Source organism: Paenibacillus sp. y28 (assembly GCF_037137075.1).
Lineage (GTDB): Bacteria > Bacillota > Bacilli > Paenibacillales > NBRC-103111 > JBBBNV01.
Window position 1 is genome coordinate 90,586 of sequence record NZ_JBBBNV010000013.1, and the last position, 15,866, is coordinate 106,451.

At 56.2% G+C, this 15,866-nt stretch carries 12 protein-coding genes and 1 pseudogene; 9 read left to right on the forward strand and 4 right to left on the reverse strand.

The features are described from left to right. Nucleotides 1-418 precede the first annotated feature (418 nt). Complete coding sequence (locus tag WBG83_RS12505; RefSeq protein WP_336745388.1) at nt 419-1,135, reverse strand: class I SAM-dependent methyltransferase; 717 nt, start codon at nt 1,133-1,135, stop codon at nt 419-421. A gap of 71 nt (nt 1,136-1,206) precedes the next feature. Next, nucleotides 1,207-1,620, reverse strand: a complete 414-nt coding sequence (locus WBG83_RS12510; RefSeq protein WP_336745389.1) for a GNAT family N-acetyltransferase — start codon at nt 1,618-1,620, stop codon at nt 1,207-1,209. 254 nt (nt 1,621-1,874) lie between these two features. Here WBG83_RS12510 and WBG83_RS12515 point away from each other — a divergent pair, with 254 nt between their 5' ends. The 8 genes and pseudogenes from WBG83_RS12515 to WBG83_RS12550 all read left to right on the forward strand — a co-directional run bounded on the left by WBG83_RS12515 (nt 1,875) and on the right by WBG83_RS12550 (nt 12,439). Then, on the forward strand, nt 1,875-2,774 hold the full coding sequence (locus WBG83_RS12515) for an AraC family transcriptional regulator (protein WP_336745390.1): 900 nt from the start codon (nt 1,875-1,877) through the stop codon (nt 2,772-2,774). 44 nt (nt 2,775-2,818) lie between these two features. Next, entirely contained in the window at nt 2,819-4,408 is a 1,590-nt protein-coding gene (locus WBG83_RS12520) for an extracellular solute-binding protein (protein WP_336745391.1), read from the forward strand. 15 nt (nt 4,409-4,423) lie between these two features. Beyond that, nucleotides 4,424-5,397, forward strand: a pseudogene (locus tag WBG83_RS12525) (ABC transporter permease). A gap of 52 nt (nt 5,398-5,449) precedes the next feature. Continuing rightward, nucleotides 5,450-6,322: a carbohydrate ABC transporter permease gene (locus tag WBG83_RS12530; RefSeq protein ID WP_336745392.1), complete on the forward strand. Its 873-nt coding sequence runs from the start codon at nt 5,450-5,452 to the stop codon at nt 6,320-6,322. A gap of 8 nt (nt 6,323-6,330) precedes the next feature. Continuing rightward, complete coding sequence (locus WBG83_RS12535; protein ID WP_336745394.1) at nt 6,331-7,881, forward strand: sulfatase family protein; 1,551 nt, start codon at nt 6,331-6,333, stop codon at nt 7,879-7,881. 567 nt (nt 7,882-8,448) lie between these two features. Then, complete coding sequence (gene efeO / locus WBG83_RS12540) at nt 8,449-9,363, forward strand: iron uptake system protein EfeO (protein WP_336745395.1); 915 nt, start codon at nt 8,449-8,451, stop codon at nt 9,361-9,363. A gap of 4 nt (nt 9,364-9,367) precedes the next feature. Continuing rightward, nucleotides 9,368-10,651, forward strand: a complete 1,284-nt coding sequence (efeB, locus tag WBG83_RS12545) for an iron uptake transporter deferrochelatase/peroxidase subunit (protein ID WP_336745396.1) — start codon at nt 9,368-9,370, stop codon at nt 10,649-10,651. Between the two features lie 21 nt (nt 10,652-10,672). After that, nucleotides 10,673-12,439, forward strand: a complete 1,767-nt coding sequence (locus WBG83_RS12550; RefSeq protein WP_336745397.1) for an FTR1 family iron permease — start codon at nt 10,673-10,675, stop codon at nt 12,437-12,439. 318 nt (nt 12,440-12,757) lie between these two features. On the opposite strand, the gene WBG83_RS12555 is transcribed toward WBG83_RS12550, so the two are convergent. Together WBG83_RS12555 and WBG83_RS12560 are read right to left on the reverse strand one after the other, a co-directional pair. Next, nucleotides 12,758-13,300 carry a chromate transporter gene (locus WBG83_RS12555; RefSeq protein ID WP_336745398.1) on the reverse strand — a complete coding sequence of 181 codons (543 nt, stop codon included), beginning with the start codon at nt 13,298-13,300 and terminating at the stop codon, nt 12,758-12,760. After that, complete coding sequence (locus WBG83_RS12560; protein ID WP_336745399.1) at nt 13,297-13,908, reverse strand: chromate transporter; 612 nt, start codon at nt 13,906-13,908, stop codon at nt 13,297-13,299. Before WBG83_RS12560 ends, WBG83_RS12555 begins: the two co-directional genes overlap by 4 nt. Before the next feature lie 363 nt (nt 13,909-14,271). Here WBG83_RS12560 and ggt point away from each other — a divergent pair, with 363 nt between their 5' ends. Continuing rightward, a complete protein-coding gene (ggt, locus tag WBG83_RS12565; protein ID WP_336745400.1) occupies nt 14,272-15,852 on the forward strand; it encodes a gamma-glutamyltransferase in 1,581 nt (526 codons plus the stop codon). Nucleotides 15,853-15,866 lie beyond the last annotated feature (14 nt).

Below are 15,866 nucleotides of genomic sequence, written 5' to 3' on the forward strand. Positions count from 1 at the left end.
GATCGTGTCCGCCGAACTGCCGCTGTGCGGCTTGCGGGGCCAGCCGATTACGGCTGCTCCTCCGGTCATTCAACAGCCCCGCCACTCTACTGAGGCGAGCCTCCGCCGGCAGGCCGGAATATCAAATCATAAGCCGCGATCAGGATAGTTCCATCCAGCAAAAAAGAGCCCGTTATTCAACGACCTCCTCCGCTTGAATACGCTATTCATGTTACGTCCCGCCATCAATAACAACAATAATCATCACTTCAGAATATGATCAAAATCACACATAATGAGTTTTATTTTACAATTAAATCCATTATTTGACGAATTATGCTTGTCTTTGACGGCAAGTGTTGGGTGCGACCGCCATTCTGTTTGTCTGTTTTGTCTGTCCTGCTTCTGTTACATGCTCGGATTATTCGGTCTTCTCTACCTATACCGGCCGCGTACGCCACCACACGCCGGCGCATTCGGGAACAACGGACCAGTTGTTAGCCCGTACCCGTTCTGCAAGCCACCTGCCGAAGAAAAAAGCGGTCAGCACCTCCGCCTCCTCCACAGAGTCAAACCGGTAATCGGTCCGAATGATGCGGCGGGAAAATCCGTATCGCTCCTCCAGCAGCGCAAAGTACGGAAGCAAAAAATCAGGGGGAGCCGGAGTTTCACTGCCGCTGCCCATATTTTCGAATAAAATGACGGTTCCGCCAGGGCGAAGCGCCCGCTCCAGCTCCGTCATCGCCTGCGCCAGATTATTCTCCCAGTCCGGCACCTGAGCGCCGCAGCTGTAGCACAGGCTCCAGCCGCTCACGATCAAATCCGCCGAGCTGTCAGGCAGAGGCAGCCGGAGATGGCCGGACAGCTCCGTCCGCCAGTTCTTAAGCCCGGAGGCGTTCGGGCCGGAAGACAGCTCCTGTGCCACTCTGCTTTTCAATACCTCCAGCATGGCCGGCGATGCGTCCAGCGCCACCAGCGATCGGGCCTTGGCCGCAAGCATCGCAGACAGTCTTCCCGTTCCTGCGCCAAGATCCACGACATCCAGCCCTTCCCACGGGCGAATGGAGGCAATCACCTCTCCCAGCTTCGGCTGCTTCGAAATCAACAAATCATACTCGGCCGCATGCTCGGCATAGATGGTCTCATGATTAGGCATACACTTCATCCTCTCTTTCTCAGACTTGGGATGGCCTTATCATAAGCCTTAACGCAGCGTGAAGGTCAACCTCACTCGCGCAGCGGTATGCAGGGCCGCGATAACATGCGGTGCCGCAGGCGCTCCAGGACCTGCGGCCATCTGACAAGCCCCCCGCTCGCTGTTCCATATGGCGGCCAATCCACCTCATGCAGCCCGATACACCCGACAAGCCGGCCCCGCTCCACAATGGCGCAATCGAACCCGTTGTTATCTCCAAACCGGGCCAGAGATTGCCGCACGAAGGCCTTCGTATGCTCCGGGCGCGTCGTTTCATCCACCCACGGCAGCCAGGCGCGCAGGTGCTTGCGGTTCGTATCAACCAGCTCATAAAGCGGCTGGACGTGCTTCAGCTCCAGCAGCTCCAGACGAAGCTCATCATCGATCACGTAATAAAAACAAGCGGCATCCCTCCTGTCCTTATGGTACCAGTTTACCCCAAGCATGTTGTGAAAGTTGTCGAACAGGGGAAATCACTTCTCTTGCGCACCACGATTTCCAGCGGGAAATCATGTCGCTATCCGTCATGTATTTGGCATAATCGAACATGCCATTTCGCCATAAAATGATTTAGTATTATATCAAACAATTTCTAGCGTTATACTTGGTATTATTTAAATAGCGCATTCCATCTGAATGAGCGGGTATGGAATACTGCAATATTCATTCGGATGGAACCGCATAAGGAGGTGTCTTCAACGTGGTCTTGAAAACATTTGCACATTATCGCAAAGAAGGGTACTCGATTTGGGTACAGCGTTCGTCACACGGCCAGCATAACTACATTCCAGAGCATGAGCATGATTACATCGAGCTGGTTTATGTGGTCCACGGGGAAGGCCGCCATACGATTAATAACGAGGTCTATCAAATCGGCGCGGGTGATGTTTACTTCATTCTCCCAGGAGAGCGCCATTCGTATCCGGACATGAAATCCGCCGATCTGGAAATTATTAACTGCTTGTTTTTGCCGGAATTTGTCCGCCAGCTGCTGCCCGAATATCCGGACGGCCTGCTGTCGCTGCCTTATGTGGCCCCCTTCTACGAATCGCTGCCGCTCTTGCCCCGCAAGCTGCCGCTGGGGTCACAGCAGTCCACAGCGGTGCTGTCAATTCTGGAGAACATGATATATGAGGTGAAAAATAGGGCGCCGGGCTTCAACATGGTGACCGGCCAGCGTTTGATGGAACTGCTCGTCCTATTTTCCCGCTACGCGCTGCAGCCTGATCCGCCTTTGCGGGCCCCCGGCATATCCCCCGGCAACCACGAGCTTTTGGTCCGGAGAATATGCCTGTATCTGGAAACCAATTTTCAGCAGAAAATTACAGCGGACGGTCTAACCCAGCAGTTCAATATCAGCCCCCGCCATCTACACCGGGTATTCAAGCAGGAAACCGGCACAAGCATTACCGCCAAGCTGCACCACATTCGAATCGAACGGGCTAAGCACCTGCTCGGCGAATCGGACCGCAGCATTGAATCGATTGCTGCTGCCGTCGGCTTCAGCGATCCGTCTTTTTTCACCCGTTTGTTTTCCCGTTTAACCGGTATGACGCCGGGGGGCTTCCGCAAGCTGAGAAGATCCCGCCGCATTTCATAAAGAAATTTAAAAAGAGATTCAATGGAGAGAGAAGGAGAGTAACCATGACGAAACCATTCCACACCCGGGCCGCGCGCAGCCGCCGGACCTGGACCCAAACCGGAGCCGCCCTGCTGACCCTGGCCGTTCTGCTGTCCGCTTGCGGCGGCAAAACAGCGGAGCAGGCAGCCGGGAACGCCGGCGCCACAGCAGCGGACCATGCACCGCTGGAGCTCAGCATTATGACCGTCACCCCGGCGGCAACGCCCGCCACCGACGATAATCCCATTAAAGCCGCCATTGAAAAAGCGACGAATTCCAAAATGAAAATTCAGTGGGTGTCCAACAACGCTTACAATGAAAAGCTCAATATTACTCTCGCCTCCGGGCAAATCCCGGATTTGACGATGATTAACAACCCGTTCACGAGCACGTTCCGCTCGATGGTCGCACAGGGCGCCTTCTGGGATATCACCCCGTATGTGAAGGATTATCCGAATCTGCAAAACGGCATCCCCAACATCGCCTGGGAGCTGACCAAAATGGAGGACGGCCGCAATTACGGCATTCCGCGCGGACGGGACGAGAACGATGAAGCGTTCTTTATTATCCGTAAGGATTGGCTCGATAACCTCGGCTTGAAGGTGCCGACCACGACCGATGAGCTGTACGAGGTCATGAAGGCCTTCACGGATCGGGACCCTGACGGCAACGGCAAAAACGATACCACGGCCCTGGCCGCCTACATTCCGGGCGGAGAGACGGGCTGGGGCGGGGTCGGCCCGCTGCTCGGCACGATTGAAAGCAGCTTCACCGGCGTAAACGGCTCCTGGAAGCTGGAGGGCAACAAGCTCGTCTATACCGCCTTTCTGCCGGAGGTCCGCAAAGCGCTGGAATTTAACGCCAGAGCCTATAAGGAAAAGCTGATGCCGGAAGACGTGCTCTCCTTGAAGCTGACCCAGGTCCGTGATCTATTCAAAAACAACAAGGCCGGAATCATCGTCGACAAAACGGGCACCGGCAGCCGCGTCTATATGACCGATTTGAAAAAGATCGTCCCGACCGCCAAGGAATCGGACTTCTATCCGCTCGTCTCCATCAACGGCTATGTGCCAAAGGCATCCGGGTTCAACGGGCTGCTGGCCATTCCGAAAAGCGTGCCGGAGGCAAAAATGAAACAAATTTTGCAGCTGATCGACACGTGGCTGAAGCCGGAGGTATCCGCCATCCAGCGCTTCGGCTTCGAGGGTGTGCATCATCAAGTCGTAGACGGCGTCAAAGTCACCCTCCCGGAGAAGCTGAACGCCGACAACAGCTCCGACTTTAATCAGATTGTCAATTCCATCGATCCGGCTCTCGATCCGGCGCCGGCTACAGCGGAGCTCAAGGAGGCCGGCGAGCAGCGCAAAAAAATCGATGCCGAACGGGCCAAAATCAACGTGCCGGACATTGCGGTCGGCCTCAGCTCGCCAACGGCGCAAAAAATATTGCCGGATCTGGAGAAAAAAATTCAGGATTTGAAATCCAAAATTATTATCGGCCGCGAGCCGGTTACGGCTTGGGATGAATTCGTTGCCAAAACGCAAACAGACCCCGATGTCATCAAGATGCAGGAAGAAATGACACAGGCGTACTTGAAACGGGCCGGCAAATAAGAAAGGAGCTTGTCCATGGAACAGATCAGCCCCCTTCGGCTCCAGCATGAGCAGCCGGTGAAATATAGGAAGGGCCGGCCCCTGCTTCGGAAGGCCGCCCTTCAGCTCCGAAGGGATAAATACTTGTACTTGCTCGCTTTACCCGGCGTTGTATACTTTATTCTTTTCAAATATGTGCCGATGTGGGGCGTAGTCATCGCCTTTCAAAACTATTCCCCGTTCGGCGGCATCACGAATAGTCCCTGGGTCGGGCTGGACCACTTCACGCGATTTTTCTCGACCTCCGATTTCTGGCTGCTGTTCCGCAACACACTGGCGATTAATGTACTGAATCTGGCTTTCTTTTTCCCGCTGCCGATTCTCGTGTCCCTGCTGCTCAACGAGGTGCAGCATGTGTTCTACAAGCGGTTCATTCAGTCCGTCATTTATATGCCCCATTTCTTATCCTGGGTCATCATTGCGGGACTAACGTTTATGCTGCTTGCCAAAGGGGAAGGCCTCATCAACCATTTGCTGGAGGCGGCCGGCCGGCCGCGGTTTGATTTCTTGACCAATCCGGACGTTTTCTGGATTCTGGTGACCCTGCAGTCGGTCTGGAAGGAGGCCGGCTGGGGGACCATCGTCTTCCTGGCGGCCATCGCCGGGGTGGACACGCAAATTTATGAGGCGGCGCGCATGGACGGGGCCGGACGCTTCCGCCAAATGTGGCACGTCACGCTCCCCTCCATCCGCAGCGTCATCGTGATTTTGCTGATTTTGCGGCTAGGGGACATCATGGATGTCGGCTTTGAGCAAATTTTCCTGATGTACAACGGGGCGGTGTCCCAGGTGGCCGAAGTGTTCGACACGTATGGTACCGCACAGGCATTCAGCAAGGCCAGTTCAGCTACAGCACAGCTGTCGGCCTGTTCAAGTCGATGATCGGCCTCATTTTAGTTGTGCTGGCCAACCGGCTGGCGAAGAAATTCGGCCAGGAGGGCGTATTTTGACCGAATGCTTTTTTCAGGACATGGATTTTAGGACATCCGGGGTGAACACCAAATGAAAAACCGAAGTGCGGGCGACCGCTTATTTCAAGCCTTAAACTATACGCTGCTCGGCCTGATGGCCGTCGTCACCTGCTTTCCGGTTTACTATGTGCTGGTCGTCTCCTTCACCGACCCGGCCGAGTATCTCCAAAATAAATGGGTGCTGTTCCCGAAGCAGTGGAGCTGGGCCTCTTACGACTATTTGCTGTCCACCAAGGCCTTCATGCGCTCGATCGGGAACAGTGTCTTCCTCGCTGTGGTAGGCACCGCCTGCAGCCTGACCGTATCGGCATCGCTCGCCTATGCGCTCTCCCGCCGGCGGCTGCTGGGGCGGCGAGTGCTGATGCTGATGATCCTGCTGACGATTTTGTTCAGCCCGGGTATTATCCCGCACTATATGCTGGTACGGCAAATCGGCCTCATCGGAAGCATCTGGGCCTTGATTATTCCGGCGCTGGCCAGCGGCTGGATCGTCATCCTGATGAAGGGCTTCTTCGACAGCATCCCGGCCGAGCTGGATGAGTCGGCGGCGATGGACGGCAGCAACGACATCCGGACCTGGTTCCAAATCGTCCTCCCTCTGTCGCTGCCGGCGCTGGCGGCGTTCGGGCTGTTCTATGCGGTGGGCTTTTGGAATCAGTTTTTCAACGCGCTGCTGTATTTGAACGATTCCTCGAAATGGCCGATTCAGGTGCTGCTGCAAAGCATGCTCATCAACGCTGCAAGCACCGACTTGGAGGCTTCAGGCGACTATGCGCAGCCCCCGCCGACGGAAATGCTGAAAATGGCCGCCGTGATGATCGCCACCGTTCCGATTCTCATCGTGTACCCGTTTCTCCAGAAGCATTTTGCCAAGGGGGCTATGGTCGGTTCCATTAAAGGGTAAAACGGGATATGATGAGAAGGAAGAAAGGAGCTGATTTGAAGCAGATGAGCACCGAAAACAAACCGAATATTATTTTTTTCATGACGGACCAGCAGCGCTGGGATTGTATCGGCCGTTATAATTCGCACATTAAAACGCCGACGCTGGACAGGCTCGCTGATCAAGGCATTGTATACAGCCAGGCCGTTTGCCAGGCTCCGATGTGCGTGCCGAGCCGCAGCTCGATGATGCTCGGGTACTATCCGTCTCAGCTCGGCGTACGCACCAACCACGGCGGCCTGTACGATGAGAGCCGGCTGCCCGCCGATCCGCTGCCGGAGCTGATGCGCAAGGCCGGTTATCAAACCGCCGGATTCGGCAAGACACACTGGAACCACGGCTTTATGAACCAGGACCCGCCGACACGCGGCTTTGAGGTCCGGGCCGTCGGTCTCGCCCGGGACAGCGGGCATTATGAGCAGAACGCTGTCATGATGGGCGATGTAGAGCCTGAAGGGCTTCGCGCCTATTCGGAGGAGACCCGGCATTTCGGCAGCGGGGAAGAAAACGCCGACGGCTACATCGGCTGCACCAGTCAGGTGCCGATGCAGCATCACCGTGACGGCTGGGTTGCGGAGCAGTGCCTGAAATTCGTTGACGATGGAATTGATCCCGACAGGCCGCTGTTCCTGTATTTGTCCTTCCTGAAGCCTCATGCCGGCTTCAATGTGCCGCAGGAGTTCGAGGATTGGTACGATATCAACGCTATTCCGGATTTCCCGGAGCCGCCGTGGACCGATGAAACAAACACTCATTTGTCGGCCTCGGACGAAATCAACGACTACAGCCGGAAAGCGTATTTGGACAAACGCGAGGTATGGGAGCAGATGACTCCGCTGGAGCGGAGACGAACCACCCTGCGATACTGGGCCAATTGCTCGTGGCTGGATCATTACTTCGGCCGGGTGCTGGACAAGCTAGAGACGCAGGGACGTCTGGACAATACGCTGATTGTATTTGTGTCCGACCACGGGGAGATGCTTGGCGAGCGGCGTTACCGCTTCAGCAAATACTGCCTGTACGACAGCAGTGTTCGGGTGCCAATGATTCTCTCCGGCTCGTACATCCCTGAATCAAAGCGCGGTTCAACCGACGACCGTCCTGCAGAGCTGGTCGACCTGGTGCCCACGCTGTCTGAAGCGGCCGGGCTGCCGCGAAATCCGCAGCTTCCTGGATTGGACTTGCTCGGGGAGCCGCAGCGGCTGGGAACCTTCTGCGAATTCCACGGCAAAGGCGGCATCGCCCATTCGGCCCCCGCGCTCATGTGGAGGAAGAAGGACTGGAAGCTGATTCTATACATTCCAGGCGCGATCGGGGACGCCATTGGGCGTGTGGATCAGCTGCGCGGTGAGCTGTATTTTCTCAAGGAAGACCCGAAGGAGTGGCACAATGTGTACGAGGATGATCGGCATGCCGCCATCCGGGAACGTATGACAGCCGAGCTGCTGATGCATCTGGCCTGCGTCTGGGCCAAAGGGCCCCAGTTCTATGACCGGCACGGCCTGGAGGCCCTGCACTAGCTCTGGGCTTTGCCGCAGGTTAGAGGCGGACTCCCTCGAAATGTATACGCTATCATAATTGGCCTGGCAGCAGTATGGGCGTTGGCAGTACAGCCGCGTCCGTCCTCTGCCGGGCTTTTATTGATTTCGAGGGAGGGCCGTCTCCCGAGTTCCCCTTGTATCCGCGCGTCCCCCTCTCTTCGTTCATCTTCGTTCATCTTCGTTTATCTTATTTTATCTTTGTTTATCTTCGTTCCCCTTCGTTTCTCTCCCCTCCGCTCCCCCTCTCTTCCTTTCCGTTCCACCCGTATGAACATGAGCCGTCCTGCATCTCTCTCGTACGATAGCCGAAAGCCGTGAGAGGCCTGTCAGACCTCCTTCTAAAAAGGATTTCAGTGTCTTCATAGGCTTACTAATTTATGAAAGTTATATGTCTTTTTGCAGACGGCCATCCGTTTCCAGCTTATTTTTTTGCACAGGAGGTATTGCAAGTCCCCTTGGAAAGGCGTAAATTAATGTCTATCGATAATGAGATTTATTATCAATTATCATATCAGGTGTCATTACCTACTCAAGGAGATGCATATCATGTTGAAAAAATGGGGCACGCCCCTGACTACTGTCGTTCTTGGCTCCTCCCTGCTGCTGGCGGCTTGCGGCAATTCCGGGACAAGCCAAAACCCGGCCGCCGGCCAGCAAGAGAAAAAAACGGAGACTTCTCCCGCCGCGTCGCCGGTCGCATCGCCAGCCGCCGCTGCCGGTTCGGCTCCTGCCGAGCCAAATCTGCAGGCTTCCATCGACCAATACCGCAAATGGGTCATCGGACAAACCGATGAGCTGGTCAAGGCGACGGAAAGCTTTACCAAGGCGGTCAAAGCCGGGGACATTGAATCCGCCAAAAAGCAGTATGCTCCGGCCCGCGCTTATTTTGAGCGCATTGAACCGATCGCCGAGTCACTGGGCGATTTCGACCCTTGGATTGACGCCCGCGAAGGCGATGTGCCGGACAACGAATGGCGCGGCTACCACAAGCTGGAGAAAGCACTGTGGGAAACCAAATCCGTGACCGGCCAAGAGCAGGTGGCCGACCAGCTGCTCCAGGACGTGAAGCAGCTGCGCGTGAAGGTCGAGAGCGTAGAAATCGATGCCAAGCTGCTGGTCACCGGGGCGGTTGAGCTGCTGAATGAAGTGTCGACCAGCAAAGTGACCGGAGAAGAAGAACGTTATTCTCACACGGATCTGTATGATTTCGCGGCGAACGTAGAGGGCGCAAATGAAATCTTCAAAGTATTGAAAGCCTCCGTCCAGAAAAAAGACGCTGCGCTGGCCAAGGAAATCGAGACCCGCTTCAGCGATCTGGATCAAGCTCTCGCTCCGTACCGCAAAGACAAGGAATATGTGCTGTACACCGAGCTGAAGGAAGCGCAGACGAAGAAGCTGAGTCAGGCGCTTGACGCTCTGGCCGAGCCGCTGTCCAAAATGGGAACCGTCATCGGGGGGTAGCCACATGGAAACAAAACGTCCCGGAGACACCGCCTCTAAAAAAATAACACGGCGTGACGCCCTGAAGCTGGCGGGTGCAGGCGGCATCGGCCTGCTCCTTGGCGTCAGCGGCGCAAGCGGGTTGAACAGGCTCGTCCATAACAGCACCGCTGCCGAGATACAGACTGCAGCTTCGCCCGCAGACGGCGTCATTCCGTTCTACGGCAAGCACCAATCGGGGATTATCACACCTATGCAGGATTTCATCTGCATGGGTGCTTTTGATTTAACTTCGGCTTCGCTGGAGGATGTGCGGAAGCTGTTTCAAAGCTGGACCTCCGCTGCAGCACGGTTATGCCAGGGCCGTGGCGTGGATGAGGAGATCCCGAATCCGCACCTTCCTCCGGCCGATACCGGGGAAAGCGCGGGCCTCGCGCCCATGAAGACGACAATTACGTTCGGCCTGGGCGCTTCCTTTTTTGACGAACGCTACGGCCTGGCGAGCAAACGGCCGGAGGCGCTGATCGAGCTGCCCCGATTTAACAGCGATGAAATCCGCAAGGAATGGTCAGGCGGGGATGTCGTCGTTCAGGTATGCGCCAACGATCCGCAGGTCGCCTTCCACGCGCTCCGCAATCTGGCCCGAATCGCCCGCGGCAAGGCCGTGCTGCGCTGGCTGCAGGACGGCTTCCAGCGCACCGGAGCAGCCGATCCGTCCGGCTCCACGCCGCGCAATCTGATGGGCTTTAAGGACGGCACCGGCAATCCGAATGTCAGCGCCCCGGAGGCGGCCGATGAGATTGTGTGGGCTCAATCCGCCGACGGTCCGGCCTGGATGGCGGGCGGCAGCTATATGATCATGCGCCGAATCCGGATGCGGATTGAAGTGTGGGACCGCTCCTCTCTTGACGAGCAGGAAGTCACCTTCGGACGGCAGCGGCATTCCGGCGCGCCGATTGGCAAGGCCGGCGAATTCGAGGAGCTGGATCTGAACCGGACGGACGGGAAGGGCAATCCCGTCATTGCGGCCAATTCCCATGTGGCGCTGGCGCATCTGGACGGCAAGGTTAAAATTTTGCGCCGGGGCTATTCCTATTCCAGCGGCATGGATATGAAAACCGGACAGCTGGATGCCGGACTGCTGTTTATTTGCTTTAACCGCGACCCGCGCAAGCAGTTTGTCCCGATGCAGCAGAAGCTGGCGGCAGCGGATCGGCTGAACGAATACATTACCCACGTGGGCAGCGGCTTATATGCCTGTCTGCCCGGAGCAAGGGAAGGCGGCTACATCGGGGACACGTTATTTTAGACGAAGGGTGGAGGGAACAGCTTGAAACGTACAATGCTCATCTTCAGCCTGTGCCTGCTGCTGGTGACCTGCTCGGGTTCGCTGCGGGCCTATGCCGCAGAGCTGCAGCCCGAGCAGCTGAAGCAGCTCATCGCTCTCTCCAGCGATGCCCTCATCAGCAGCGGCGGCGGGAACTGGGAGGAGGCCGCGCTGGCGCTAAGCAGCATGAAGGAGGTATGGGGCTCCAATAGTGAAAGCTCCGCCGAAGCTGCAGCTCTGAGCGCAGCGCTATCCGATGCCGATTCGGCCCTGCGAAATGCGCCCGGCGCTCCCGATTCGGCCAAAGCAGCCATCTCGCGATTAGCCAAAGCCGCAGATCGCTACGTGACGGCCAAAGAGGACAAAGGCGAGCCGAAAGAAAAAGCGCACAAGCAAATCGAAGCGCTGCTCCCTCTCTTGAACAAAAGCCTGGCGGCCGTAGACTCAGGAGATCCGCTCCAGGCCAGGCAGGCCTACAACAGCTTCGTAAACGGCTGGTATAAAGCCGAGAATCTCATCCGGGCGGAGAACGCCCAAATTTACGGAACTATGGAAGTCAAGATTAGCGGGGCGCGAATCGCCCTGAATACGGAACCGCCGGATGCCGTCAAAAGCAAGGCCAAGCTGAACGAGCTGATTCAAGCCGTTGAAGATTATGTCTCCGGCAAGGCAGAGACGGACGCCGCAGGAACAGGCGCCGCTTCCAGCGAGGCCTCCATCGCTTCCCTGCTGCAGCTTCTGGCTGACGTGCAGGCGGACATCCGCAGCAAGCAGGCCGTCGCAGCGGCCGGGAAGATGGATACCTTCATCGCCGCCTGGCCTGCGGTTGAGGGTGCCGTAGCAACCCGCTCGCCGAATACGTACAGCAGCATTGAGACCAAGATGGTGTCCATTCCGACGCTCATCCTGTCTACACCGCCCGATTGGGACAAAGCGGCCGTCCTTCTTGATCAGATGCTGGCCGAGCTGGAGCCTTATGCCGAGGCATCGGCCTATACTGCCTGGGATGCGGGGCTCATCTTATTCCGCGAAGGACTGGAGGCCATCCTCATTATCGTTTCTCTTCTCGCTTTCCTGAGCCGTTCGGGCAATGCGGACAAACGAAAATGGATCTGGTCGGGCGCCGGGGCCGGTCTCGCCGCTTCCGCTATCCTTGCCGTTATCCTCAGCATGGTGCTGTCCAATCTGTCTACCGGCAGCTCGCGTGAGACGATTGAGGGAATGACGGGATTAATTGCCGTTCTATTCATGATTACGATTGGAGCCTGGCTGCACAGCAAATCGAATCTGCAGTCCTGGAACCGTTACGTCCAGCAGACAATCGGCGCGTCCCTGGCCAAAGGCACGCTGTGGTCCCTTGGCTTTACCGCATTTTTGGCTGTCATCCGCGAAGGCGCGGAGACGATTATGTTTTATTTCGGGATGGCTGCCACGATCAAGCCGTCCGACTTACTGCTTGGTATCGCCGGAGCAAGCGTGGTCCTTGCCGTTATCGGCATCGCCATGATGAAGCTCAGCTCGCGTATCCCGGTGCGGCCATTGTTCCTTGTGGCCGGTCTGCTGCTCTACTACATGGCGTTCAAGTTCGTCGGCGTCAGCATTCACGCCCTGCAGGTCACCGGACAGCTGCCCGCGCACAATGCGGACCAGCTTCCGAGCGCACCGTCACTCGGCATTTATCCGAGCTGGGAAACAACCATTCCCCAGCTCGTGGTGCTCGTTGTGGTTGCAGTCAATACCCTTCTTCATCTGCGCAAAAAAGCGGCCTAACCGCTGCCGCAAACGAAGAATAGCAGGCTCCACGGGCAGCCGGCCGCTATCAACTATTCCGAATCAGGGGCCGATGAAGCCAACCGCCGATGAATGCGAAAAAAACCTCCGGCTTGTTACTCTCCGGTCAATAAGGGCATACGTCCCATATTGCAGCATCGGAGAGCACGATTCCACTTCCGTGGAGCCGGAGGTTTTATTTTTTTACCGATATGAGCTTCAAAGCAAGAGCTTCCATGCGCCGGGAAATCAGCCAGCGGAATCGCGGACTAAGCCTCCCGTTCGCTTCTTAACGACATCGCCTCCGGCAGGTATCCCTTATATCGAGGTATGCGACAGCACCACCCCGCCGTATACAAAGGCAAGCACAATAACAATCGCCGGGTGGATTTTCAGCTTCGTCATCAGCAGCAGAGCAGCAGCAGCAATGCCAATGGACTGCCACACACCGATCCCCGCAAAGGACACCTGTGACATGTTCAAGGTCAATACAATCATCATCACTGCAATTACAGGCTGGACCAGCAGCGTCATCCCCTTAACGACCGGGGAGTGCCGGTACCGGTTCATCAGCTTCAGCAGCCAGATCAAAGCGACCGCCGAGGGCACGATCGTTGCCAAGGTAGCCAGCACAAATCCGGCCCAGCCGAGCTGCTGGTAACCGACAAAAGCGGCGATTTTGGTAGCGATAGGACCCGGCAAAGCATTGCTGACCGCCAGCAAATCCGCGAACTGCTCATTGGTCAGCCAGCTGTAATGGTTGACGACCTCCTCCTGCATAAGCGGAATGGAGGCTGGCCCCCCGCCATAGCCAAGCACATTGGCGACGAAAAATCCCCATAGCATCTGGAGCCAGCTCATTGCGCCACCTCTTTCCGTCCTTCTTGGCTGCGCTGCACTCCTGTCCCTTTCGCCTGCCCTCCCGATGACTTAAACCATTTCAAATGAAACGCGCCGTAAGCAAGAAACAGAGCGACGACAATCCCGGCGTGAAGCTCAACAACAGACAGTAGCAGAAATGCAATCAGGCCACAGGCTGCTGCAAAGCCCTTCCCCAGCCCTTTCCACGCTTTCAGAGCAAACTCATATGCCATCATGCCGAGCATCACAACGATAACCGGGCGGACACCGGCAATCATCCCCTGGATGTAGATGGAATTTTGGAGTGAATACAAAACCCCCAGCAGCCCCACCACCGCCAGGCTTGTCGGTAAAATATGGGCAAACACGCCGACCGCAGCCCCCAGCCAGCCCCGCAGGCGGTAGCCGAGATAAGCCGCCATCTTGGTGGCAATCGGACCGGGAAGCGCATTGGCGATGGCCAAAATTTCCCCGAACTCCTCATCATCAATCCACTTGTATCTGGTAACCGCCTCATACCGGATAAGAGGAATAACGGACGGCCCTCCTCCGTAACCCAGAATCCCTGTCCGTACCATGCCGATGACCAGCTCCTTATATGCCGCCATCCTTCCCCCTCCTCCTGCCGATGACAAAAAATCTAACATAAATTATTCCACAACAATAGCCGCATCATTTAAAATTAGATTATAATAAATTCTTATTTTTGTAAACAAAAAACACATCTATTTGTTCGTTTCGAAATATGAAACACCCTTTTTATTTTCGTTTTGATTATCTTCTATTGACGTTTCCGATCGAAGCATGATAACTTATTTATGTAAGTTTAATTGACAAATAGAAATAAAATTAATGAACAAAATCGTATTTCAGGTCATAAATTCGTATTTTATGTTATATTACATTACTTCAAATTCCTTATTCTACCTGTAAAAAGTGAGAGCCTGCATCATTTCGGGGGAGGTATTCCTATGCTTAAATCCGTCATCGGTACAAAAACGATGGTCGTCAGCCCACACCATTTGGCCTCGATGGCCGGCAGCCAAATGTTGCAGCAGGGCGGCAACGCCTTTGATGCGGCCGTTGCGGTGAGCGCCTGCCTGGCTGTCGTTTATCCCCACATGACCAGCCTTGGCGGCGACTCATTCTGGCTGACCTACAGCTCCGGCGACCGCCGGGTCCGCGCTTATAACGGAAGCGGACGGTCCTCCCGCCATGCCCGCCGCGAGCTGTATGCAGGAGAAGCGGCCATCCCTTACCGGGGCTTCCGCAGCGCGATTACCGTGCCCGGCATGGTGGACGGCTGGGCGGCTATGCTGAACGAGTATGGGCGTCTCACCTTCAAGGAGGTGCTTCAACCCGCTATCTCCTATGCGCTGCACGGGTATCCGGTCACACGGGATCAGCATGAGAACACGGTGAAAACGTTGGACGTTCTCCGCAGCCTGCCCGTAACGGCGGCTATTTACGCGCCCGGCGGGTCCGCCCCCCGAACAGGCGAACGGTTTTATCAGAAGCAGCTTGCCGCAACGCTGCAGGACTTGGCCGAGGAGGGCCGGGACGGATTTTACAACGGCCGCATCGCCCAAAGTATCGTTTCCTTTTTACAGGAAAACGGCGGCATTTTGACGGAAGAGGATTTTGCGGAGCATCGCGGAGACTGGGTGGAGCCGATCTCAACAACCTATCGGGGTTATACGGTTTATCAGGCTCCGCCGAATTCTCAAGGCTTCACAGCACTCATGACGCTGAATATTTTGGAGCAATTCGATGTAAGCCGCATTCCGCATGGCTCCTACGAATATTATCATCTGCTGATCGAGTCGCTGAAGCTTGGCTTCCGTGACCGGAATCAATATTTAACCGATCCGGCCTTCTCCCCGATTCCGCTGGACCGGCTGCTCAGCAAGCCTTACGCCATTCAACTGATGCAGGAAATCGATATGAAGCAGGCCAAGCCGCTGAACAGCCCCTCCGTCGGAAGCGATACCGCTTATGCGGCCGTCGTAGATGAAGAAGGAAACAGCGTATCCTTCATTCAAAGCCTGTATTTCGAGTTCGGCTCAGCCGTCGTGGCCGGCGATACCGGAATTTTGCTGCAAAATCGGGGATCGTTCTTCTCCCTCGATCCGAAGCATGTGAATTGTCTTAAGCCGAACAAACGGACCTTCCACACCTTGATGCCGGCTTTAGCCTGCAAGGATGGCCGGCCGCGCATTCTGTACGGCACCCAGGGCGGAGAGGGCCAGCCGCAGACCCAGACTGCGATTCTAACCCGCATGATTGACTACGGTATGGACCCGCAGGCATCTATCAGCCTGCCGCGCTGGGTGTGGGGCCGCACCTGGGGCGATGAAAGCCTGGAGCTGAAGCTGGAGGGTCGCATAGACTCCGCCGTTGCCGAGCAGCTTGCCGAAGCGGGCCATCTCGTCCGGGTCGTTCAGGATTTCGATGATGCTATGGGGCACGCCCAGGCCATTCAAATCGATGACGAAGGCTTCCTGAAGGGCGGGGTCGATCCCCGCGGCGACGGGGCGGCCGTCGGCTGGTAGCTTCCCGTTGACGG

Coding starts and splice junctions, on each gene's coding strand:
- WBG83_RS12510 (WP_336745389.1), bottom strand. CDS start 1,620: ATGCTTGGGGTAAACTGGTACCATAAGGACAGGAGGGATGCCGCTTGT.
- efeO (WP_336745395.1), top strand. CDS start 8,449: ATGTTGAAAAAATGGGGCACGCCCCTGACTACTGTCGTTCTTGGCTCC.
- WBG83_RS12555 (WP_336745398.1), bottom strand. CDS start 13,300: ATGAGCTGGCTCCAGATGCTATGGGGATTTTTCGTCGCCAATGTGCTT.
- WBG83_RS12520 (WP_336745391.1), top strand. CDS start 2,819: ATGACGAAACCATTCCACACCCGGGCCGCGCGCAGCCGCCGGACCTGG.
- WBG83_RS12560 (WP_336745399.1), bottom strand. CDS start 13,908: ATGGCGGCATATAAGGAGCTGGTCATCGGCATGGTACGGACAGGGATT.
- WBG83_RS12505 (WP_336745388.1), bottom strand. CDS start 1,135: ATGCCTAATCATGAGACCATCTATGCCGAGCATGCGGCCGAGTATGAT.
- ggt (WP_336745400.1), top strand. CDS start 14,272: ATGCTTAAATCCGTCATCGGTACAAAAACGATGGTCGTCAGCCCACAC.
- WBG83_RS12535 (WP_336745394.1), top strand. CDS start 6,331: ATGATGAGAAGGAAGAAAGGAGCTGATTTGAAGCAGATGAGCACCGAA.
- WBG83_RS12530 (WP_336745392.1), top strand. CDS start 5,450: ATGAAAAACCGAAGTGCGGGCGACCGCTTATTTCAAGCCTTAAACTAT.
- efeB (WP_336745396.1), top strand. CDS start 9,368: ATGGAAACAAAACGTCCCGGAGACACCGCCTCTAAAAAAATAACACGG.